Annotated in this window: 15 protein-coding genes; 11 read left to right on the top strand and 4 right to left on the bottom strand. The window is 72.6% G+C overall.

What is annotated here, in order from left to right:
* The first annotated feature begins 133 nt into the window (after positions 1–133).
* From WMF39_RS43725 to WMF39_RS43715, 3 genes are all read left to right on the top strand, one after another.
* Entirely contained in the window at positions 134–1,435 is a 1,302-nt protein-coding gene (locus WMF39_RS43725; RefSeq protein ID WP_437742347.1) for a sensor histidine kinase, read from the top strand.
* The gene (locus WMF39_RS43720) at positions 1,432–1,980 is read left to right on the top strand and encodes a response regulator transcription factor (RefSeq protein WP_437546700.1); all 549 of its coding nucleotides are present in this window, start codon (positions 1,432–1,434) and stop codon (positions 1,978–1,980) included. Before WMF39_RS43725 ends, WMF39_RS43720 begins: the two co-directional genes overlap by 4 nt.
* Positions 1,981–2,045: 65 nt before the next feature.
* The gene (locus WMF39_RS43715) at positions 2,046–3,875 is read left to right on the top strand and encodes a glycoside hydrolase family 15 protein (RefSeq protein WP_437742346.1); all 1,830 of its coding nucleotides are present in this window, start codon (positions 2,046–2,048) and stop codon (positions 3,873–3,875) included.
* A gap of 216 nt (positions 3,876–4,091) precedes the next feature.
* Here WMF39_RS43715 and WMF39_RS43710 read toward each other — a convergent pair whose 3' ends face one another.
* Positions 4,092–4,802 carry a hypothetical protein gene (locus tag WMF39_RS43710; protein WP_437742345.1) on the bottom strand — a complete coding sequence of 237 codons (711 nt, stop codon included), beginning with the start codon at positions 4,800–4,802 and terminating at the stop codon, positions 4,092–4,094.
* Positions 4,803–5,829: 1,027 nt separating this feature from the next.
* Here WMF39_RS43710 and WMF39_RS43705 point away from each other — a divergent pair.
* Positions 5,830–6,453, top strand: coding sequence for a hypothetical protein (locus tag WMF39_RS43705; RefSeq protein ID WP_437742344.1), 624 nt, complete (start codon positions 5,830–5,832; stop codon positions 6,451–6,453).
* Here the strand turns inward: WMF39_RS43705 and WMF39_RS43700 are convergent.
* Complete coding sequence (locus WMF39_RS43700; protein ID WP_437742343.1) at positions 6,435–8,525, bottom strand: carotenoid oxygenase family protein; 2,091 nt, start codon at positions 8,523–8,525, stop codon at positions 6,435–6,437. The two genes, WMF39_RS43705 and WMF39_RS43700, sit on opposite strands and share 19 nt — an antisense overlap.
* A gap of 259 nt (positions 8,526–8,784) precedes the next feature.
* Here WMF39_RS43700 and WMF39_RS43695 point away from each other — a divergent pair, with 259 nt between their 5' ends.
* The 3 genes from WMF39_RS43695 to WMF39_RS43685 all read left to right on the top strand — a co-directional run bounded on the left by WMF39_RS43695 (position 8,785) and on the right by WMF39_RS43685 (position 10,882).
* Entirely contained in the window at positions 8,785–9,906 is a 1,122-nt protein-coding gene (locus WMF39_RS43695) for a site-2 protease family protein (RefSeq protein WP_437742342.1), read from the top strand.
* A 142-nt stretch (positions 9,907–10,048) separates the two neighbouring features.
* The gene (locus tag WMF39_RS43690) at positions 10,049–10,408 is read left to right on the top strand and encodes a hypothetical protein (RefSeq protein WP_437742341.1); all 360 of its coding nucleotides are present in this window, start codon (positions 10,049–10,051) and stop codon (positions 10,406–10,408) included.
* Between the two features lie 33 nt (positions 10,409–10,441).
* Complete coding sequence (locus WMF39_RS43685) at positions 10,442–10,882, top strand: hypothetical protein (RefSeq protein WP_437742340.1); 441 nt, start codon at positions 10,442–10,444, stop codon at positions 10,880–10,882.
* A 33-nt stretch (positions 10,883–10,915) separates the two neighbouring features.
* Here the strand turns inward: WMF39_RS43685 and WMF39_RS43680 are convergent, their stop codons facing one another.
* Entirely contained in the window at positions 10,916–12,346 is a 1,431-nt protein-coding gene (locus WMF39_RS43680; RefSeq protein WP_437742339.1) for a sensor histidine kinase, read from the bottom strand.
* Positions 12,347–12,483: 137 nt separating this feature from the next.
* On the opposite strand from WMF39_RS43680, the gene WMF39_RS43675 reads away from it, so the two are divergent.
* The 4 genes from WMF39_RS43675 to WMF39_RS43660 all read left to right on the top strand — a co-directional run bounded on the left by WMF39_RS43675 (position 12,484) and on the right by WMF39_RS43660 (position 17,665).
* A complete protein-coding gene (locus WMF39_RS43675) occupies positions 12,484–14,676 on the top strand; it encodes a MopE-related protein (RefSeq protein ID WP_437742338.1) in 2,193 nt (730 codons plus the stop codon).
* Between the two features lie 47 nt (positions 14,677–14,723).
* Positions 14,724–15,656, top strand: a complete 933-nt coding sequence (locus WMF39_RS43670) for an ABC transporter permease (RefSeq protein ID WP_437742337.1) — start codon at positions 14,724–14,726, stop codon at positions 15,654–15,656.
* Positions 15,653–16,306, top strand: coding sequence for a hypothetical protein (locus WMF39_RS43665; RefSeq protein WP_437742336.1), 654 nt, complete (start codon positions 15,653–15,655; stop codon positions 16,304–16,306). The genes WMF39_RS43670 and WMF39_RS43665 overlap by 4 nt, the downstream gene beginning before the upstream one ends.
* A 474-nt stretch (positions 16,307–16,780) precedes the next feature.
* Complete coding sequence (locus WMF39_RS43660; protein ID WP_437742335.1) at positions 16,781–17,665, top strand: zinc metalloprotease HtpX; 885 nt, start codon at positions 16,781–16,783, stop codon at positions 17,663–17,665.
* A gap of 19 nt (positions 17,666–17,684) precedes the next feature.
* On the opposite strand, the gene WMF39_RS43655 is transcribed toward WMF39_RS43660, so the two are convergent.
* Entirely contained in the window at positions 17,685–20,783 is a 3,099-nt protein-coding gene (locus tag WMF39_RS43655) for a hypothetical protein (protein WP_437742334.1), read from the bottom strand.
* Positions 20,784–21,026 lie beyond the last annotated feature (243 nt).

Raw genomic sequence — 21,026 nt, 5'->3', positions numbered from 1 at the left:
TCGCAATCCGCCGCTCGGCGCGGACCGGCGCGGGCCGGTGGGCGCGCCGTCGCACGGGAGGATCGCCCGTGTTCGTGCCGTGTCCTCGCCGCGGTGAGCGCGGCCCCCTCGGTGTTCGCGCTATGATCCCGCCGTGACGCACGAAGCTTCCCTGGAGCGGGCGCCGGCGGGCGGGATCGTCCTCCGGTGGCTCGTCGGGCTGCGCTGGGCGGTGTTCGCGCTGCTCGCGGCGACCCTGGCCGTCGACGAGGCGCTGTTCGGCTATCACGTCCGGTACGCCATCGCCGTGCCCATCCTGGCGCTGGCCGCCGGGCTCAACCTCGCCCTCGACCGGCGGGTGCGGTCGCAGCGGGGCGCGCAGACGGCCCTCGTCGCCGGCGTCGTGGCGCTCGATCTCGTCGCGATCGCCGGGGTCCTCGCCGCGTCGGGCGGCGCGGGCAACCCGTTCAGCGCCCTCTTCTTCGTGCACGTCGCCCTCGCCGCGGCGCTCCTGCCGCCGCGGACGACCTTCGCGCTCGCGGCGCTCGCGGCCTGCCTCTTCGCCGCGCTCTTCGCGCTCCCCGCCGGCGCGTGTTGCCCGAGCCACCCGGAGCACGGCGCGTTCTCCACCCACCTCTACGGGATGCTCCTCGCCTTCGTGCTGAGCGCGGCGCTCGTCGCCCACGTCCTCCTGAAGATCCGCCGCGCGCTCGACGAGAGCGCGGCCGAGAACGCGGCGCTGCGCCGGCGCGCGGAGGAGGCGTCCCGCTTCCAGGCGCTCGGCGCGCTCGCGGCCGGCACCGCCCACGAGCTCGGCACCCCGCTCGGCACGATCGCGGTGCTCGCCGGGGAGAGCCTCCGCGACCCCGGATCGAGCGACGCCGCGCAGCGCCGCGCCCGGACGATCGCGGAGCAAGTCGAGCGCTGCCGCGTGGTGATCGCGCGCATGCGGGCGGACGTCCGGGCGAACGACCTGCGCGCCGGCGTCGAGGTCGGCGAGGCGGCCCGGCGCGGCGTGCAGGCCTGGCAGGCGGCGCACCCCGGCGTCGCGGTCGAGGTGCGCGGCGATCTCGCGCCGCGCCGCACGGTGCCGCTCGACGCGGCCGACGTCGAGGCGGCCCTGTTCGCGCTGCTCGACAACGCGCTCGAGGCGCTCGGGCCGAGCCCCGCGGCCGCGGAGCCGATCGTGGTCACCGTCGGGGACGAGGGCGGCGCGCCGGTGATCAGCGTCGAGGACAGCGGCGCGGGCGTCGCGCCGGGCCTGGAAGGGCGGCTCGGCGAGCCGTTCGTGACCACCAAGGCGCCCGGCGAGGGCATGGGCCTCGGGCTCTACCTCGTGCGGACGCTCATCGAGCAGGTCGGCGGCTGCCTCACCGTGTCGCCGAGGCAGGGGCCTGACGAGCGCGGCGCGCGCGGCACGCGCGTCGCCCTGCGCCTCGCGCCGGTGGACTCATGAGCTCCGAGGCCGCCGGCGAGCCGACGCTGCTCATCGTCGACGACGACGCGACCTTCCGGACCGCGCTCGGGCAGGCCCTCGGCAAGAGCGGGTTCGCGGTGTCCCTCGCCGCCAGCGCCGAGGAGGCCGCGGCGATGGCGCGAGGGCACGTGTTCGAGTACGCGCTCGTGGACGTCCGGATGCCAGGGCAGAGCGGGATCGACCTCGTGGGGACGCTGCGGAGCATGGATGACGGCATCCGTATCGTGGTGTTCACCGGATACGGCACCATCGCGAACGCGGTGGCGGCGATCCGGGCCGGGGCGGTCGATTACCTGACCAAGCCGGTGGACGCCGCCCAGTGCGCGCGGTCGCTGCTCGGCGTCGCCCCGGCCGCGCGCGGCGATGACGACGAGGACCTGCCGTCGCTCGATCGGGTGGAGTGGGAGTACCTCCAGCGCGTGCTCGCGGACTGCGAGGGAAACATCTCGGAGGCGGCGCGCAAGCTCAGGATGCACCGCCGCTCGCTCCAGCGGAAGCTCTCGCGCCTGCCGCCGAGATCGTGAGGGCGTGGCGGGGAGGATCCACGAGAGGCGGTTCCGCTCGGTCGAGCGGGCCCTATGGAGAGGCCATGCCCTACCAACCCATCGAGTCCTACGGCGTCATCGGCGACATGCACTCCGTCGCGCTGGTCGGGATGGATGGATCCATCGACTGGTGCTGCCTCCCTCATTTCGACTCCCCGAGCGTGTTCGCGGCCATCCTGGACGACGAGCGCGGCGGCCGCTTCGCGCTCTCCGCGGCGAACGGCGCGTCGCGCAACAAGCAGATGTACATGCCCGACACCAACGTCCTGCTCACGCGCTTCCTCGACGTGGACGGCGTCGGCGAGGTCTGCGATTTCATGCCGATCCACCGGGACACGTACGGCGCCTACCGCCGCGGGATGCACCAGATCGTCCGCGTCGCGCGGGCCGTCCGCGGCGCGGTGCGCTTCCGGCTCGGCTGCCGCCCCGCGATCGACTTCGCCCGCCGCCCCCACCGCCTGATCCTCGACGACCCGCGCGGCGCCGTCTTCGACTCCGACGGCCTCGACCTGGCGCTCATCAGCCCCGTCCCCCTGTCGAGCGACGGCGCCGGCGGCGTCACCGCCGACTTCGTGCTCCAGCCCGGCGAGTCGGCCACGTTCTCGCTGCGCCAGGTCGAGGACTGGACGGAGAGCGCCGATCTGCTCGCCAGGCCGATCGACGGCGAGGACGCCCTCCGGCGCACGGTCGCCTTCTGGCGGTCGTGGCTCGCCCGCTCGCGCTACAAGGGGCGCTGGCGCGAGATGGTCGACCGCTCGGCGCTCGTCCTCAAGCTGCTCACGTTCGAGCCGACCGGCGCGATCGTCGCCGCGGCGACGACCAGCCTGCCCGAGGAGATCGGCGGGGTCCGCAACTGGGACTATCGCTACGTCTGGGTGCGCGACGCCGCGTTCACGCTCTACGGCTTCCTCCGGCTCGGTTACACCGAGGAGGCTGCGCGCTTCATGGAATGGCTGAGCGCCCGCGTCTCCGAGGAGGACGGCCCCACCGGGCCGCTGCAGCTCATGTACGGTATCGACGGACGCCACGAGCTGCCCGAGGTCGCGCTCACCCACCTCGACGGCTACCGCGGGTCGCGGCCGGTCCGCGTCGGCAACGGGGCGACGACGCAGCTCCAGCTCGACATCTACGGCGAGCTCATCGACTCGGTATATCTCTTCGACAAATACGGATCTCCCATCTCTTATGATTTCTGGCGCGAGCTCCGGCGCATGGCAACCTGGGTGTGTCAGAGCTGGGAGCAGGCGGACGAGAGCATCTGGGAGGTGCGCGGCGGCAAGCAGCAGTTCGTCTACTCGAAGCTCCAGTGCTGGGTCGCGCTCGACCGGACGCTGCGGCTCAGCCGCAAGCGCTCTCTGCCGCTCGACCGGCAGCGCGTCGCGCGCGCGCGCGACGACATCTACGAGGCGATCATGGCGCGCGGCTGGGACGCGCAGCGGAGGACGTTCGTGCAGGCCTTCGGCGGGGCCGCGATCGACGCGAGCAACCTGCTCATGTCGCTCATGCGCTTCATCTCCCCCACCGATCCGCGGATCCTCGGCACGCTCGACCGCACGCTCGAGGAGCTCGCGAGCGACACGCTCGTCCACCGCTACGAGCTCGGCAAGGGCGCAGGCGACGGCCTGACCGGCAAGGAGGGCACGTTCAGCATCTGCACCTTCTGGCTGGTCGAGGCCCTCGCGCGCGCTGGCCGCCTCGACGACGCGCGCTTCATCTTCGAGAAGATGCTGACGTACGCCAACCACCTCGGGCTCTACTCCGAGCAGATCGGGCCGAGCGGAGAGCTGCTCGGCAACTTCCCCCAGGCGTTCACCCACCTCGGCCTGGTCAGCGCGGCGTTCTACCTGGATCGCGCGCTCGGTCAGGGCGGCTGAAGGTCGGATCTGGGTCCTCGCGCGCTCCCCGCCGGCGAGCGGCGGGGCGTCGCTCGTGCGCGAGCGGTTGGAGGGAGAGAGCGGCTACCGGCAGCCCGGGATATCCAACCCCGGGCGGCCGGCGCCCGCGAGCCTCGTCAAAGGAGGGGACTGGCGCGGCGCCGAGGGATCCTGCGACGTGGAGTCCCTGGCGCCGGCCAGCAGGGTGGGGTCAGATCACCAGCCGCCGATGCCGCCGAAGCCGCCGCAGGGGCTGAAGCAGGGGTTGAAGGCCGGCACGAAGCTGGTGATCGACGTCGTGATCGCCGTCAGACCGCAGCCGCCGAAGCCGCCGAAGCCACCGAAGCCGCCCCAGCCGAAGCCGCCCCAGCCGCCGCCGAAGCCGCCGATGCAGCGCTCGCCCTCACGCTGCCCGGTCTCCTGCCCGACCACGCCCGTCTGCCCCAGGCCGGCCTGGCCGAGCTGCGCCGGGCCCGCCTGGCCGAGCTGCGCCGGGCCCGCCTGGCCGATCTGCGCCGGGCCCGCCTGGCCGATCTGAGCCTGCGAGAGGTCGGACGCCTGGCCGAGCTGCGCCGGGCCTTGCTGCGCGTATCCGCCCTTGGTCGGGTAGCCGCCCTTGCTCGGGAGGCCCTTGGTCGGAAACTCGCCCTTGCTGGGCAGCTCGCCCTTGCTGGGGAGCATCGGAACGCCCTTCGAGGGCAGACCCTTGCTGGGGGGCAGACCGAGCTTGCTGGGCCCCATCTGGCCGACCTGAGCCTGAGCCTGCGACTGGGACGCGTACCCGCCGCGCTCGTCCGCCTCCAGCGCGCTGTTCGCGGAGTCGACGCTCTCGTCATCCATATCGAAGTCGTCGTCCGCGCCGACCGCGCACCCGGCACCGAGCGCCAGCATCATCGCGAAACCCATCGTCTTGTGCATCGAGATCATTGGTCCTCCCCGGTGTCCCTGATGAGCCTTGCGGCCCCCGAACACCTTGGTGCACCCCAGAGCAGGCTGTGTGCCTCGCTCTTCTGTGCAGAGGCTGCCGCTTCGCACAGCATGGATTCGCGGGATGGCGCCCGCGAATCAGGCGCTCCTCGCATCTGCGCTCCCCTGGGATTTCTCCGCGATTCAATCGCGGTGGATCCGGGCGAGCGCGGCGATCGCTGGAGCGGCGTCGCGATGACGATGGATAGGATAGAAGGCGCCCCGCCCCGCGCCGCGGGGCCGCGCGGGAGGAAGGAAGACGCGAGCGCGGCGCCCCGCGGCGCGGATCGCGCGCTCCCGCGCGGTGGCCGTGGCGAGCGGAGGTGTCCTCAAAACAGGGTGAACCTCCCTCCGGATCCAGAAAAGAGCGGGCTCACGACGCGTCGACATCACGGGACGCAAACGGACGTGATCGAACCCAAACGGACGTGATCGGACGTGATCGGACGCAGGCGGATGTCATCGGACACAAACGGACGTGATCGGGCGAATTCGATGGCGCCGTCCAGGCGAGACATGCGGCCTGCGCCCCGCCTGCTCAGCGCCTCGCGTTCCGACACGTTTGTGCATCCCTCTGCCCGTGAGAGCGGAATTGTCGCTTCCGGTCGGAATCGGCCGCTGGAGCGCGACGCGACGCGGCGAGCGGGCGACGAGACCGCCCGCGTCGCAACAAGCCACTCCCGCTGCGCCGCTTTCCTGCTCCGGCGGCGGACGGAGTCGAATCGGCTGTTATTCCCACTTGCGCAGGACGTTCTGTAAATGGTCCAGTGGAGGATGTCGGTGACGGGGAGGGAGCATCTGATTGTGTAGTTTGCCCCACGGCTCTCGACGACTCGGTGGCGGGTTGTCTCATGTCGTCCGGGACGCTGGCTCTCCAGCGTGCTCGGCGTTGGCCGAACGGCGGTGGTGGAGCGCCGGATCGAGCTGCCCTGGCCAAGGTTTGCAGCATCGGCGCGCACCGGTCGCGGCGCCGTAACAGAGCAGAAACATGGTCCAGCGTCGCATCGCGGCCGTCGCCGCCTATCTGCCGGAGCGCGTCGTCACGAACCAGGAGCTCATCACCAGCTACGGTCTCCCTCACGCTGCGGACTGGCTGCACGAGGCGACGGGGGTCGCGGAGCGGCGCTTCGCCGGCGCGACGGAGACCACGCTTTCCATGGCCGCGGCGGTGCTGCGGGAGCTCATCGAGGTGGGGCGGCTCCGCGATCCCTTCGTCGATGTCCTCATCATGACGGGCGACGACGGCGGGGGAGGGGACGCCGGCGGGGCGGCCTTCGCCGCGTGCATGGCCGGCCTCGTGCCCGCGCTGACGATCGATCTCACGCCCGCTCAGGGCGGTTTTGCCGCGGCCGTCGAGCTGGCGAATCGGCACCTCGACAGGGGGTGTCGGCGCGTGCTCATCGTGGCGAGCGACGTGCGGTCGCGGCGCCTGCGCGAGGGGCAGCCGTGGGGCAACCACCAGATCACGGAGATCCTGGGAGACGGCGCCACGGGCGTGCTGCTCGAGCGGGTCGACGGCCTCGGGGCCGAGGTCCCCCCGCGCTGCGCCGAGCCGCCCTCGTCCCGCGGCTCCCAGCCTTTCCTCTCCGCGGCTCACGCGAACCGCGGATAGACCTCCTCCTCGAAGAGCGCCTTCACCTGGTCCCCGGGGGCCTCTGCCACGAACTCCTCGTAATCCTCCCGCACCGGCACCCTGTATCCACCCCTCCACGGCGCGACCGAGTTGAGCCACGCCGTGTGGAGGGTCAGCCCCGGCCGGAACGTCGGGTGTCCCAGCTTGCAGAGCGGCCCTCGCGCCAGGTTCGTCGCGTCGAAGATCCAGACCTCCGCGCGGCACGGCGTCGCGACGATCGCCACGACGTAGCCGTCCGTGTCGGCCCCGCTGCCGCCGCGCCGCGGGACGAACTGCAGCGAGCTGAGCCAGGACCCCACGGCGCGCCGCGGGAACTCGTAGCGATCCTCGATCCGCATCGCGCGGTGGTTGAACCGGAACAGGCTGTCGGGGTGGCCGCCCTCCGCGCGCATCCGGCGGAGCGCCGGGAGGGGGAGCGACCTGTGCGGGTGCGCCGCATAGAGCCGGTCGATGAACTCGGTCGACAGCTCATCCCATATCCCGCCGCCGCGCCAGTAGACGTTCTCGAGGCGATCGGGCGGCATCCACGACGCGCCCGTCTCCCGGTACGCATAGAGGCCGACGCCGAGCGCCCGCGCGGCATCGGCGAACACCGCCTGGTCCACGACGCGCTCGGCCGCCGCGTCGAGGGTATACCGGCCGATCCGGTTCACGTCCGCCTGCCCGAGCGGGAACAGGCCGCGCAGGCGCGGCGGCGCCGGCGTCTTGTCGGCGGCGTGCCGATCGCAGGGCCGGAGCCACTCCCCATGATCGGTCGCGCAGTTGTGCGCCGCGTGCACGGTGATGCGGTCCCCCGCGTCCTCGTAGTCGACGAGGAAATGGAGAGTCTCCAGCGGGACGACGACCCGCTTCACCACGACCGGCCCGCCGCCCGGCCGCAGCGCGTCCCTCCGGACCAGGTAGAACGTCGTGCTCGGCTCGTGGGGCATCGTGAGGAGCGACCGGACGAGGCGCTCGACCCCGGGGCTCTCCCTGGAGCCCCGGAACGCCACGCTCTCCAGGCCGATTCTGAACGCCGTGTCCGCGAGCACGACCCAGCGCCGCGTCAGGCCGATCTGGTGCACGCTCTGCTCGATGCGCACCGGCGCGCCGCTCGGCAGGACCAGCGCGTGCCGCTCGGGCTCGTTGTGGCCGTCCCATCGCAGGAGATGCACGAAGTCGCCCGCCGGCTCGTCGAGCGCCACGCCGCCGAAGCGCGCCGCCTGCCGCGCGAGGAGGTCGCCCGGCCCAGGCGGCGCGCTCGGGCGGAGGCGCGCGGGCAGGAGCTCGAGCGCCCGCTTGGCGAACGCCTCGATCCGGTCCGCCCTCGGGCGGACGAGCTGCTGCTCGATCATCGACGCGGCCGCCGCGGCGAGCCGATCCCAGGAGCGCGGGAGCGCGCCGAGCTCGTCGAGCCGCGGCAGCGACGCGACGAACAGGTGGAGGAGCGAGCGGCCGTAGTTGACGGTGAGGAGCTCGCCCCGCTCCGCGTCGAAGCACGGGTGCGCGCTCGAGAGCGTCATCGGAAAGGGGTGATCGACGGGCGCGGCCGGGTACCACGTGCTGTTGCGCCCGACCGGCGTGACGAGCTCCAGCGTGGCCGGGTCGATCTCGTAGGGCCTGCCCGTGTCGCTCGTGACGAGCAGGCGCGCCGGCGCGCGCGGCGCGTGCATGGGCACGAACGCGGTGTTGAGGTGGTTCCGCAGGCCGAGGTGCGGCGAGAAGCGGAGCAGCCCTGCGTCACGGAAGCCCAGCGCCTCGAAGCGCGTGCCGGGGCGCGAGGCGGCGTCCGCGTGATAACAGGGCGTACGCGCGATCCTCGAGGTCAGCCGGACCGCCCCGCCGCGGCCGAAGTCGAGGCGGTAGATCATCCCATTGCCATTGAGGATCGGCGCGCCGTCCGCTCTGGGCAGGTCGCCGTCCACCGAGCCGACGGGCCCGATCGCGAACACGTGGCCCGTGAGGTCCCTCGGCACGCCGCCCGCGTGGGATGACTCCAGGACCGCGAGCTCGACCTTCGTCAGCTCTTCCGTGCTCGCAGCCATCAATGCATCGGGGACGCGCTGGCGCATGATGACCTCGGTCACACCACGCTACGCCAATCCGCGCGCCGCGTGGGCGCCGCGCTGCGCCGCGCGCCTCCGAACACGCTCCCCTCCCCGTGATTCCCGCCTGGGACGGACGCGCGCTGGGGCCCTCGCAGCGCCGCGCGCCTCTCTGCATTGCGCGGCGGCGCCGCGCGGCTGCCCTGGTCTTCCGCGCATTGGCGCTGTCTCGGCGGCTTGCGAAGGTGCTTGTCGGCCCCATCTGTACCTGTGGATCAGGAGGCACATGTTCGACCAGGGGCTGACAGTCCTGCGGATCCGTGGAATCCCGGTACGGCTGCACATCACGTTGCTGATTTTCCTGCCGTACGTGGCGTGGGCGGCGTCGTCGCAGTTCTCGGTGATCGCGTCGTCGCTCGGGATTCCGCGCGAGGAGATGCGCCTGCCGCCGCTCGCCTGGGGGGCGATCCTGGCTGTCGGGCTGTTCGTGGCGGTGCTCGTGCACGAGCTGGCCCACTCGTTCGTCGCGCTCAAGAACGGGATCCGGGTGCGCGCGATCACGCTGATGATGCTGGGCGGCGTCTCGCAGATGGAGCGCGACGATCCCGAGCACGAGGCGTGGATGGCGTTCGCCGGGCCGCTCGTGAGCTTCGTTATCGCGCTCGCCAGCTACGTCGCGTATCGGCTGCTCCCGGCGCCGGCGGAGATCGGCGCCGCGCTCGTGGCCTTCGCGATCACGAACGCTCTCCTCGGCGCGTTCAACCTGCTGCCGGCCTTCCCGATGGATGGCGGCCGGGTGCTGCGCGGGCTGCTCCTGCGCCGTCTCGGGCGGACCCGCGCGACGCGCATCGCCACGGCGACAGGCAAGGTGATGGCGGTGGCCTTCGGGCTCTTCGGCTTGCTCTCGTGGAACCTGATCCTGGTGCTCATCGCGGTGTTCGTCTACATGGGGGCGTCGGCCGAGCAGACGCGCTCCAGCACGAACGAGCTCCTCCGCGGCATCCCGGTCGCGCGGTTCATGACCGATCGGCTCGGCGAGGCGTATGCGGACGAGAGCCCTCGCGCGGTGGCCGAGCGGCTCTTGCGCCACAACCTGGTCGGCGCGCGGGTCATCGACGATCCCCGGGACGGCGCGGGGCGCCGCGAGATCGGCGTCGTCACGGTCTGGGATCTCGCGCGCCAGCTGCAGGGCGGCGCCGCGCCGGCGACGGTCGGCGCGGTGATGCCCGTGGATGTGCCGAGGGCGCACGCGGACGACGACGCGTCCCGCTCGTTCGACGCGCTGGCGAGCGGCGAGGCGAGCGTGATCGCGGTGCTCGACGAGGGCGAGCGCGTGATCGGCCTGGTGACGTCCGCGGAGATCCAGCGCGCGCTCGCGCTCGCCGGCGCGCTCCGCGCGGCCCGGTGAGCGCCGCGCCGGCGGAGATCCGGAGATCTCGAGTCGCGCCGCGCTGGCACTCGCGTTGCTGAGTTGCGCTCCGAGGAGCAATGACGTGAAGCAGAGCAACAACGTGACTCCGCCCGTGCGAGGGCGGTCCAGATCTCTCGGTGTGACGAGGGCCTCGCTCGCCGCGGCTGCGCTCGCGGTCGGCGCCTCGCTGCTCATGGGGTGTATGGGCACGGTCGGGACCGAAGGGGGGTTCGTCGTGTCCGGCGTTCCGGCGGTGCGCGCCGAGGTCGTCCCGGTGGAGATCGCCGCGTATCCGCGCGTCTATTTCCGCGGGACGTATGCGTACCTGGTCGACGGCCGCTGGTATTACCCGACGAACCGGGGCTGGGTCATCTTCGAGGAGGAGCCCACGGAGCTCGAGCACTACAGGCAGACGTACCGGACGTCGCCGCGGTACGTGCCGGAGCGCGAGCTGAGCTATCCGCGCGAGCGGGGGCGCCGTTACTACACACCGCGTTGACAGCGGGGCAGCAGCGAAAGGACGGGTACGAGGATGAATCAGGAGAAGAGCGTCTTTCCCCTCTGCGGCCTCGCGTTATCGAGCTTCCTGGCCCTGGGGTGCATCGTCGACGTGGAGCCCAGCCCCCAGCGCCGGCCGCGGCCCGTGCAGGCCGTCGGGAGCCTGACGCTGGAGTGGACCGTGGCCAACCGGATGGATTCGCGGGCGTGCTCCCAGCACAGCCGCGGAGGAGCGGATTTCGAGCTGATCGTTTACCGGGGCAGCCGCGAGGTGGCGAGAGACTACGCGCGCTGCGACGACTTCAGCATCACTGTGGATCTCCCGCCCGATGAATACACGGCCACGGCGACGCTCGTGGAGCGTGGCAACGACCGCCCCGTCACCACGACGCTGCAGGTGGAGGACATCAATATCGTGCGCGGCGCCACGCTCAACCTCGACGTCGATTTCCCGCCGAGCTCGTTCCTGCGCTAGCAGGTCGCTCCATTGGATGTGGACGGCGAGGCGTCAGCCCGAGCGCGGGATCGTGAGCCGCACCCGCGTCTCCCCCCGCGGCCCGTCCTCGATGGCGATACCGTAGTTCGTGTGGGCGGCGATCGCGTGCGCCGCGATGAGCGGCAGCGCCGGCGGGCGGCCCTGCGCGACCGCCTCGAAGTCGCGGCTCAGCACGACGCCCCGCGCCGCGGCCGGGAGCGGCGGCCCGGCGTCGTCGAAGGTGATCTCGACCCCGCTCGGGCCCTCGGAGAGGGAGACGAGCACCTCGCTGCCCGGCGGCGACGCGCTGATGGCGTGATCGAGCAGCGCGTGCAGCAGCACCGTCAGCGCGCCCTGCGGCACCACCTCCTGCGCGGTCTCCGGCGCCTCGACCACCACGCGCACGTCGTGGCGGGCCGCGCGCGCGAGATCGTCCTTCACGACGTCGCGCAGCACGTCGGCGACGTCGCAGTGGCGCGGGAACTCGTGGAGCGGACACGCCCCCAACCTGGCGAGATCACTCACGATTTCTGACGCCGCCGTCACGTGGCGCCCCACCGACGAGGCCGTCTCGCCCGCGTCGCCGCCGTGGGTCCGGAGCGGCGCGATGTCGCGGCCGATCGCCGACAGGATGCCGCGCAGCTGCGTGCCGAGCACGCGCACCGCGGCGACGAGCACCGCGAGGCTGTCGCCGCTCGGCGGCAGGTGCGACACCGGCTCGCTGCCGCCGAGCCGCGAGATGACGCCGGACAGCGACCCGCGCTCGCGCTCGCCCTCGGCCCGCGAGAAGACCGCGGCGAGCTCGCGCGCGTAAGCCTCGCCCTGGGCCTGCGCGGCGGCGAGCTCCTTCTTGAGGCTCTCGACCTCGAGGCGCTGGAGATCGACCTCGGCGGGCAGCGTCAGCGTCTGCATCTGGCCGTCGAGCTCGAGCCGGCCGCCGTAGCGCAGCGCCATGCGCGACAGCCACACCCGCTCGGTCTCGAAGTTCACGGGCGTCTCCGGGCCGAGGTTGACCCGGACGCTGACCTCGTCGCCGACGCGGTGGATGCTCACTTCGGGCGCCCCGGTCAGGCTCGAGGGGTCGCCGCCCTGCGCGATGAGCACCTGGAGCATCCGCCGGAGCTCGGTCTCGTCGCCGAACACGGTGGTCCCTTCGCCCATCTCGATCTGCACGCGCGCCTCGGGCGCGACCTCCCAGAGGAGCGCCGTCAGGTCGACGCGGCCGCGCCGCCCGCGCGGCAGGGGGCGGCCGTGGAGCGAGGCGAGCATGCTCACCGCCTCGTCGAGCCGGTTGAGCGTGCTCTCGACGCCGCCGCCCGAGGCGTCGTCCGGCGATGGCGTCGGCGGCGGCGCGCTCTCGGTCGCGATCATCCCCACGCCCTGGCGGAGCTTCTGAGCGGCGCTCCGCGCCTCCTGCGCCAGCAGCCACGTCAGCTCGGGTCGGGTCAATCTGTCGCTGGTCACCCTGTTTTTCCCTCTATCCGCGACGCTCTGCGGAATCGCGCGCCATGATGCCAGACGTGGCGGTGCCCTGCTACGCTCATTGCCGCTCACCTCGTTCGATGCGGACTCACACTTCCTCCCTCTCGACGCCTTCCTCCTTGACGCGTCTCGCTCTCCTCTGCGGAGCGGTCGCCGCGGCGGCGCTCTCCGGCGCTTCCTGCGCCTCGAGCGCCCCGAGCCCCTTCCCGTCGGCCGGCGGGGCGGGCGGTGAGGGCGGCGCCGGCGGCGCCGGCGGCGAGCAGGCTCCAGCGGACCCGACGCTGGGCGGCCCGTGCGTCGACGACGATCAGTGCGAGGACGGATTTCCCTGCACCTTCGATGCGTGCGACACCGCCCTCGGGCGGTGCCGTTTCACGCCGGACGACAGCGCCTGCCAGAACGACGTCCACTGCGACGGCGTCGAGCGCTGCAACCCGCGGCTCGGCTGCGTGCCCGGCGCGCCGGTCGCGTGTGACGATCAGAGCACATGCACGATCGACGCCTGCGACGAGGCGACCAAGACGTGCTCGAGCGCGCCGCGCGACGCCGATCTCGACGGCGATCCTGACGAGCACTGCGGCGGGGGCGACTGCGACGACGCCGATCCCACGGTGTCGTCGGCGCAGCCCGAGGTCTGCGGCAACGATCGGGACGACGACTGCAACGGGCGCGCCGACGAGGGCGGCTGTGTGTCTCCGGAGCACGACACGTGCCTGGACGCGCTGGAGATCTCCGCGCCGGGCTCGTACGCGATGACGACGGCGGGCGCGGGCTTCCACTACGCGAGCTCGTGCGGCCTGCCCCGCCCTGCGAGCACGCACGACGTCGTGGCCGCGGTGATCTTGCCGCCGGGGCCGCCGGTCGACGTCGAGGTGACCGCGCGGACGGAGGCCCCCGACGACGAGACGGAGGCCACCGACGTCGCCGTGACGCTCGCCGGCCAGTGCGGCGACGCCGCGACCGAGCTCGCGTGCGGGGGGCCCCACGAGACGGCGGACGGCGGCAAGCTCGCGAAGCTCCGGGCCCGCGGCCTCGGCGATCCTGAGCGGGCGACGGCGCTGCCGCTCTACGTGACGACGAAGGTGGGCGCGCCGGTCATCGTCGACGTGGCGTTCCTGCCGCCGGCGCCGGCGCCGGAGAACGAGACGTGCGGCACGGCGGCGCCCCTCTCGCCGGGCGCGCCGGCGCTGGCGACGATCCTCGACGCCGCCCTGGATCTCGGGACCGCGTGCGAGACCGGGCTCGGGGAGCTCGTGTACACGTTCGAGCTCGCCGAGCCCCAGGACGTCGACCTCTACGCGATCTCGACCGACGGCGACGGCGATCCCTCGCTCTCGCTGCGGAGCGCCGCGTGCGCGCTGCCGGAGGACGAGCTCGCCTGCCAGACGGCGGCGGCGCCGCACCTCTTCCGGCGCGCGCTGCCTGCGGGGGTGTACGCCGTCGCGGTCTCCGCGACGGCGCCGACCTCGGTGCTCGTCACGCTGGAGCTCTCGCCGCCGACCGAGCCGCCGCCGGACGAGGGGTGCGAAGGGGCGGCCGAGCTCGCGCCGAACCGGACGGTCTCCGTGTCGCTGCTCGGCCACCAGGACGACGTGGATCTCGGCTGCGGCCCGGCGGCCGTCGACGCCGTGTACACGCTCGAGCTGCCGGTCGCGTCCGACGTGCTGCTCGTCGAGAAGCTGTCGGCCGGCGACACCGGCGCGATCGCCCTGTCCGCGCCGGCGTGCGGCGGCGAGGGCGATCGGCTCGCGTGCAGCGAGGGGGAGGTCACGCCGCTCCGGAGCGCGCGGCGCAACGTCGCGCCCGGGTCGTACCGGGTCGTGGCCGAGGCGCAGCTCGGCCAGCCCGTGAGCGTGACGGCGTTCGTCCGGCCGGCGGTGCCGCCCACGCTGGTGCCCTTCTCCGACGCGTGCGAGGGGGCGCTGGAGATCCCGGAGAGCGGCGGCTTCTTCCAGGGCAACACGGCCAACGCCGCCGCGGACTTCGACGCCGGCTGCGACCGCGCCGGCACGGAGGAGGGCGGCGCCCGGGACCAGCTCCTCCGGCTCACGCTCACCGCGCGCAGGCGGGTCGTGCTCGACATGGCCGGATCGAGCTACGACACGCTGCTCTCGGTCCGCCGCGGCCCGGGCTGTCCCGGCGTCGAAATGCCGCTTTCCTGCACGATCGGTGCGGATCCCCAGCGGAGCTTCCTCGATCTCGTGCTCGATCCTGGCGTGTATCACCTCCAGATCGACGGCCACGCGCTCGCGCACGGCCTCTGGTTCCTGGACGTGCGGGTCGTCGACCCGGGGGACGGCGCCGGCCCCTGACCCGCGGCCCTTTCAAGCTCCCCCCGTCCCTTGCTAACGTCGCCCCGATGTTCGGCCGCATCTCTGCGATCGCCCTCAACACCTACCGGGAATCGCTTCGGGCGCGCATCCTCATCGGCCTCGCGGGCGTCGCCTTCGCCGTCGCGTTCTACTCGATCATCGTCGGCGCCTACACGCTCCGCAACGGGGCGCGGGTCGTGAGCGACCTCGGCGTCGCGTCGATCTCGCTCTTCAGCATCGCGGTCGCGGTCATCATCGGCGCGACGTCGCTGTACCGCGAGCTCGAGCAGAAGACGATCTTCCCGATCCTGGCCCGCCCGGTGCGCCGCGGCGAGTACCTCGTCGGCAAGTACCTCGGCACGTTGCTCACGCTCGGGGTGTTCATCCTGGCCGACGCCGGGCTCGTGCTGCAGATCAGCGCCGTGCTGGCCGGCCGCTCGCTGGCCCTCGTGGCGGGCGCCGGGGCCGCCTCGCTCGCGGCGCTCGGGCTCGTGGCGTGGCGCTCGCCGCTGGCGCGCACGTACGGGTTCATCCCCTGGGCGGCGGTCTTCCTCGTGCTCGGCGTGCTCTTCTCGGACGGCGCGCCGACCGAGCGCCGCGTCGTGCTCGCGGGCAGCGCGCTCGCGTTCCTCGAGGTCGGCATCGTCGCCGCGGTGGCGACGCTGTTCTCGTCGTTCTCGACGCCGTTCCTGTCCTCGCTGCTCACGCTGGGCGTCTTCCTCATCGGGCGCAACGCGGACTCGCTCGCCCGGCTGCCTGTGAAGTACTTCGGCCCTCAGATCAGCGCCGCGGCGCACGCCTTCTCCAAGGTGGTCCCGAACCTTCAGATCTACGTGCCGCCGCGCCCGTTGCTCGCGGGCGAGGTCGCTGACGCGAACCTCCTCGTGTACCTCGGCTGGGCGGCGATCACGTGCGCGGGGTGGGCGCTCATTCTCCTGCTGGTGGCGGCGTTCGTCTTCAAGAGACGCGACTTTCTGTGAGGCGCTCGGTCGTGCTCGGCGTGCTGCGCGGCCTCGCGGTCGCCGGCTTCCTCGTCGGCGCGGCGTCGCTGCGGGTGGTGGCCGCGGGCGAGCGGGAGATCGCGGAGAGCACGGACGCCCTGCGCGCCGGCGACGCGCACGCGGCGGCGCTCCACGCGCGGCGGGCGGCGGGCTGGTACGCCCCCGGGGCGCCGCACGTCCGCGTGGCGTACGAGCGGCTGATCGCGCTCGCGACGGCCGCGGAGGGCCTCGGTCGGGCCGACACGGCGCTCTTCGCGTGGCGCGCGGTGCGCACGGCCGCCCTGGAGACGCGGTGGCTCACGACGCCGCACGCGGAGGACCTCGAGCTGGCCAACGCGGCCATCGCCCGCCTCTCGGCGGCCGCGCCGCGCCCGCCGGGCACCCGGACCGAGCCTGCCGCGGCGGTCGAGCGGCAGCACCTCGCGGCGCTCGCGCGCGACGACGCGCCGCGGGTCGGCTGGGTCGTCGCCCTCGTCGGGGCGTTCGCGGCGTGGGTCGCGGGCGCCGTCTGGGTGGTGCGGCGCGGGGTCACGGTGACGGGGCAGTGGGTGTGGCCGCGGGCGGCGCCGGGGCTCGCGGTGTGCGCGGCGGGCGTCGCGGTGTGGCTTCTGGCGATCTGGCAGGCGTGAGGCGCGCTGGCGGGCGCATTCCGCGCTGAGCTCGCGCGTTGCGGTGCCGGGAGGTCTTGCCGAGCTGACCGGCCCTCGGAGCGTGGTCGTCGCGCGGCGCAGGGAGGGCTGAACTCGCCTGAGACGTGACTCCTCCGGCAGCGTCAGAGGAATGACGTCAAATGGGCTCAGACATCAGCCCTCCCTGCGCCGCGCGACGACCACGGGCGCGGAGGGCCCACGGCATTGGCCGACGAAGGATGAGCCTGACGATGCGGTGTCAGAGGTGGAATGGGCCGCGAGGCGAAATGGGGCGGTGGGGCGAAATGGGGCGAGCCAGCAGGAGCGGCGGTCAGGAGAGCCACAGGCGGGAATCCGCCGGACACGACGTCTGCTGATCGGGTGCGCGGGGTATTGCAATGCGACGACGCGCGACACATCGATCTCCGGGGAGCGGCTCTTGCAGCGCTCCGCTTCGAGGAGGATACGAAGTTCATGAAGAATCAGATCAAGACGATCCTGTTGCTCGGCGTCATGTCGGCAATCCTGGTGTCCATCGGCGGGGCGCTGGGGCCCGGGTACCTCGTCTTGTTCGGCGTGCTCGCGCTCGCGATGAACCTGGGTGCGTATTTCATGTCCGACCGCATCGTGCTCGCGGTGCACCGGGCTGCCGAGGTCTCGCCCTTCGAGGCCCCGGGGCTCCACCGGATGGTGGAGGAGCTCTCGAGTCGGGCGGGGATCCCGAAGCCCCGCGTCTATGTCATCCCGGACGCGCAGCCGAACGCCTTTGCCACCGGGCGCAACCCGGAGCATGGCGTCGTGGCGGTGACCGAGGGCATCATGCAGCTCCTGAGCGAGCGTGAGCTGCGCGGCGTGCTGGCGCACGAGATCGCGCACATCAAGAACCGCGATATCCTGGTATCGACGATCGCGGCGGCGTTCGCCTCGGGCATCACGTGGGTGGCCCATGCCGTGAGCTTCGCCGGGATATTCGGCGGATCGTCGGACGATGAGGACGGCGCGAGCCCGCTCGGCGGGCTGGCCCTCGCGATCGTGGCGCCGATCGCGGCGACCCTCGTGCAGCTCGGCATCTCGCGGTCGCGCGAGTACATGGCGGACGAGCTCGGCGCCAAGCTGTCCGGGGACCCGGAGGCGCTCGCCAGCGCCCTGTCCAAGCTGGAGCACGGCGTGGCGCTCGTGCCCCCCGAGGCGGCGCGCCCGGCGACGGCCAGCCTCTTCATCGTCAACCCGCTCGCCGGGGCTGGCTCGGTGCTGAAGTGGTTCTCGACGCACCCGACGACCGAGGAGCGCGTGAGCCGGCTGCTCTCGATGGCGTCGAGCGGCCGGACGGCGCGGGGTTTTTCGAGGGTGATGGCCTGACGGCGGGCAGCGGCCGCCTTCACTCCACGGACTGCGGCTCCTCGTCGTCGCTGTCCTCGCCGTCGTCCTCGTCGTCCTCGTCCTGCTCAGGGGGCTTCGGCGCGAGCGCCACGCGCGGGTAGTGCTCGCCAGAGGTGTCACGGCGCCCGGCCTCCCAGGCGTCCTCGAGGTTGACGAGCTCATACCAGCCAAGGCGATTCACGGCCTCGAAGAAGAACTTGCCGTCAGCGCTCGGCTCGAAGCTGAGGGGCTCCGGCTCGAGCTCGGCGAGCGTGCGGACGCCATCGTCGTAGACGCCCCAGACCCGGATAGGCTTGCCTTCGGAGACCTCCAGCACGGCCACGCGGCCCCCCGCGGCGCTCTCCACGACGCGCAGATCCAGGTCGCCGCGCGCCTCCAGCCTGGAGGCGCCGCCGCTGACCGAGAAGATCCAGGTCTCCGACGAGGTGCCGACGATCACCCGCCCGGAGGCGAGCGCCTCGAGCGTGTAGATCTCGTCCTCGCTCTCCTCCTTGCTGAAGTCGTGCACGAGGATCGGCTTGCCGTGCGGGAGGTCTACCCACCAGAGCTTGGCGTCGCCGTCGGTCGCAACGAGGGCGGCGCTCCGATCCGCGTTCACCAGGCCCGTCGACGAGGGGGAGCTCGCCTTCACCGCGGTCTCGATGAGCTCCCCGTCCTTCAGCACGGCGAAGACGAAGGAGCGTCGGGCTTCCTTCTTCCACCCGATGTACACGTCGGCAGGGCGGTAGCGCTCGAGCTCCCGCGCGCCCGCTCCGAAACGCGCGCGCACGTCCTTCGGGACGTCGTCCTCGTCCTCCGGCAGCGGGCGCTGCTTGCCCAGGTAGCGCACGCCGACGCGGCCCGGGGCGGGCTCGATGGCGTACTCCTCGGGCGCCTTCCTCGGGCCTGACTCCGGCGCATCGTCGTCGTCATCGTTCTCCTCGGACGGCGTGTACACGGCGACCTCTGGGCTCGTGGCGAGCCGCTCGACCAGCGCGTCGAGGCCGAGCAGCTCGTAGGTGTCGCCGATGTGATCCATGAAGGCCCGGCCCTCGGCGATCCGGACCTCGCCCACGGAGGCCTTCACGCGGGCCACGCGGCGCAGCTTGCTCCCGTCGAAGCCGACGATGGTCAGCCCGTCCTCGGAATCCTCGCCCTCGTAGCTCTTGACGAGGAGCAGCCGGCCGCCGAGGGCGGGGGTCAGGCCGTAACAGCCCACGTCCCAGCGCTGCTCGAGGACGGCGCCCTCTCCCTCGCGGCGGTAGACGTCGAGGGACTCGCCCGTGGCGAGGATGACGCGGTCCTCCGGGCCGTAGGCGATGTCGGAGATCGACGCCTCGTGCTCGAAGAGGCGGCGCAGCTTGCCGTCCGCGAAGGAGAGCTCGGCGACGAGGTCGTAGTCGAACCCGTACAGCACCGCGCCGCCGTCCTCCCGCGCCGCGATGTAGCCGTGAGGGCTGGGCAGCGCCTCGCCCTCGGCGCGCTTGAGCTCCCCGCCCTCGATCCAGGCGGCCGTCGCCGGCTTGCGCCGGAGCTTCGCGATGCCGTAGACGCGATCGCCGGGCGCCGCCGCGACGCAGGAGGTCGACCCGAACAGCTCGCGCTCCGCGCGCTCGATCTCGGGCTCCGGGGGCACCTCGCGCGACCTCCGCCGCTCCACGCGGAGCGCGCCCTCCAGCACCTCTGGCCGGGAGTCCTCGTCGTCGCCGTCGCCGGACGTGCTCTCGCCCTCGTCGGACGCGCTCTCGTCTTCGTCTTCGTCCTCGTTGCCGGGTTCGTGCTTCTTCAGCTCGGGGAAGGAGTCCGGCTGCGCGGCGAAGCGCGCGGCGAGCACATCAAGGCCGAGCAGCTCGTAGTACTCGCTGCCGTCCTCCACGATGACGCGGGCGCCGTCGAGCACGATGTCGCCGATCGAGATGCGCACGCGGGCCAGCCGGCGCATCGTGGATCCGTCGTAGCCGAGGATCGTTACGCCGTCCGCGCTCTCGTCCTCGTCGTCGAAGCACTTCAAGAGGAGCACGCGTCCGCCGAAGACCGAGTGCATCCCGTAGCCGTCGAGGTCCCAGCGCCCCTCGAGCGCGACGCCCGAACCCTCCCGCCGATAGACGTCGATCGAGCCCGCGAGCACGAGCACCCGGCCCTCCGGGCCGTAGGCGACGTCGGAGAAGGGCTCGTCGTGCTGGATGAGGCGCCGCACGGAGCCTTCCGCGAACACGATCTCCCATACGGCCTCCGAATCCTCCCCGATCAGCGCCGCGCCGCCGTCGTCGCGCGCGGCGAGGTGAGCGCCGGTCGTGGTGGCAAGCGGATCGCCCTGAGCGGTGCGGAGCTCGCCGTTCTCGATCCACGCGGGGACAGGCGGCTTTCGCTTCGGCTTGGCGACGCCGAAGACGAGGCCGTTCGGCGCGATCAGCACCTCGCCGCTCCGCCCGAAGAGCCTCTGTTGCTCGTCGGAGGGCCCGGGCGCCTTGTAGCCCGGCACGAGCTCCAGCCGGAGCCCGCCAGAGATGACCCTGGGCTTGTCGTCGTCGTCGTCGCTGGCGTCCGCCTCGTCCGCGTCGTGGTCGTCGCCCGCCGCGCGCTCCGACGAGCGCTCCTCCTCGGGAGGCGCGGCGCGCGCCGCCTCGCGCGCGGCTTCGACCGCCGGATCCACCGCGCACGCGGCCTCGAAGCGCTCGCCTCCGCCGAAGCGGGGCAGCTCGACGGGCCACCTCGGGCCCGTCGGGGGCTCGGGTCGTTGCTCGGCGGACCAGGCGTCCCAGTCGCTGTCGCTCTCGATCGCCTCGGCCAGGGAGGCCACCTCGATCGGATGAGCGCCGTGCACCGCGGTGAGGGCCTGCTGGACCGCGCGCGCCATGTCGGCGACGCACGCCTTGCTCCACCCCGCCGGCCGCACCCGCACGAGCGCCCAGCGATCGGCCCACTGGAAGGGCTCGCAGTGCTCCACCGCGCGCGCGTCGAGCGCCCGCTCCCACGCCTCGCCGGCGGCGCGCCGCGCGGCCGCGTCCGGGGGCGCCACGAAGCAGAGCTCATAGGAGAACAGGTCCCCTTCGAGGTCGAACCAGTCGCTCGGCGCTGCCCCGAAGAACGCGAACGGATAGGGCTGAGATCCAGGCATGGGGGCGAACGGTACAGCAGCTCCTGGCGAGCGTGCAGGTCCAGACGCCCGGCGGCTCGGCGAGGCGCCGGAGGCGCTGCTCATCGTCCCCAGTGGGCTTATTGGTTGCTTATTGGTTCCGCGAAGTGAGGTGCATGGACGTGGTTTCACGGCGCTTTCGGAGTCGCCGTTGCATGATCCATCGAGGTGGCCCGGATGGAGTGCTGTTCAACTCGACAGCAGCGCTGACCAGGCGAAGATCGA

This window comes from Sorangium sp. So ce1504 (genome assembly GCF_051521635.1).
Taxonomy (GTDB): Bacteria; Myxococcota_A; Polyangia; order Polyangiales; family Polyangiaceae; genus Sorangium; species Sorangium cellulosum_B.
This window is presented reverse-complemented; position numbering and strand designations above follow the sequence as displayed.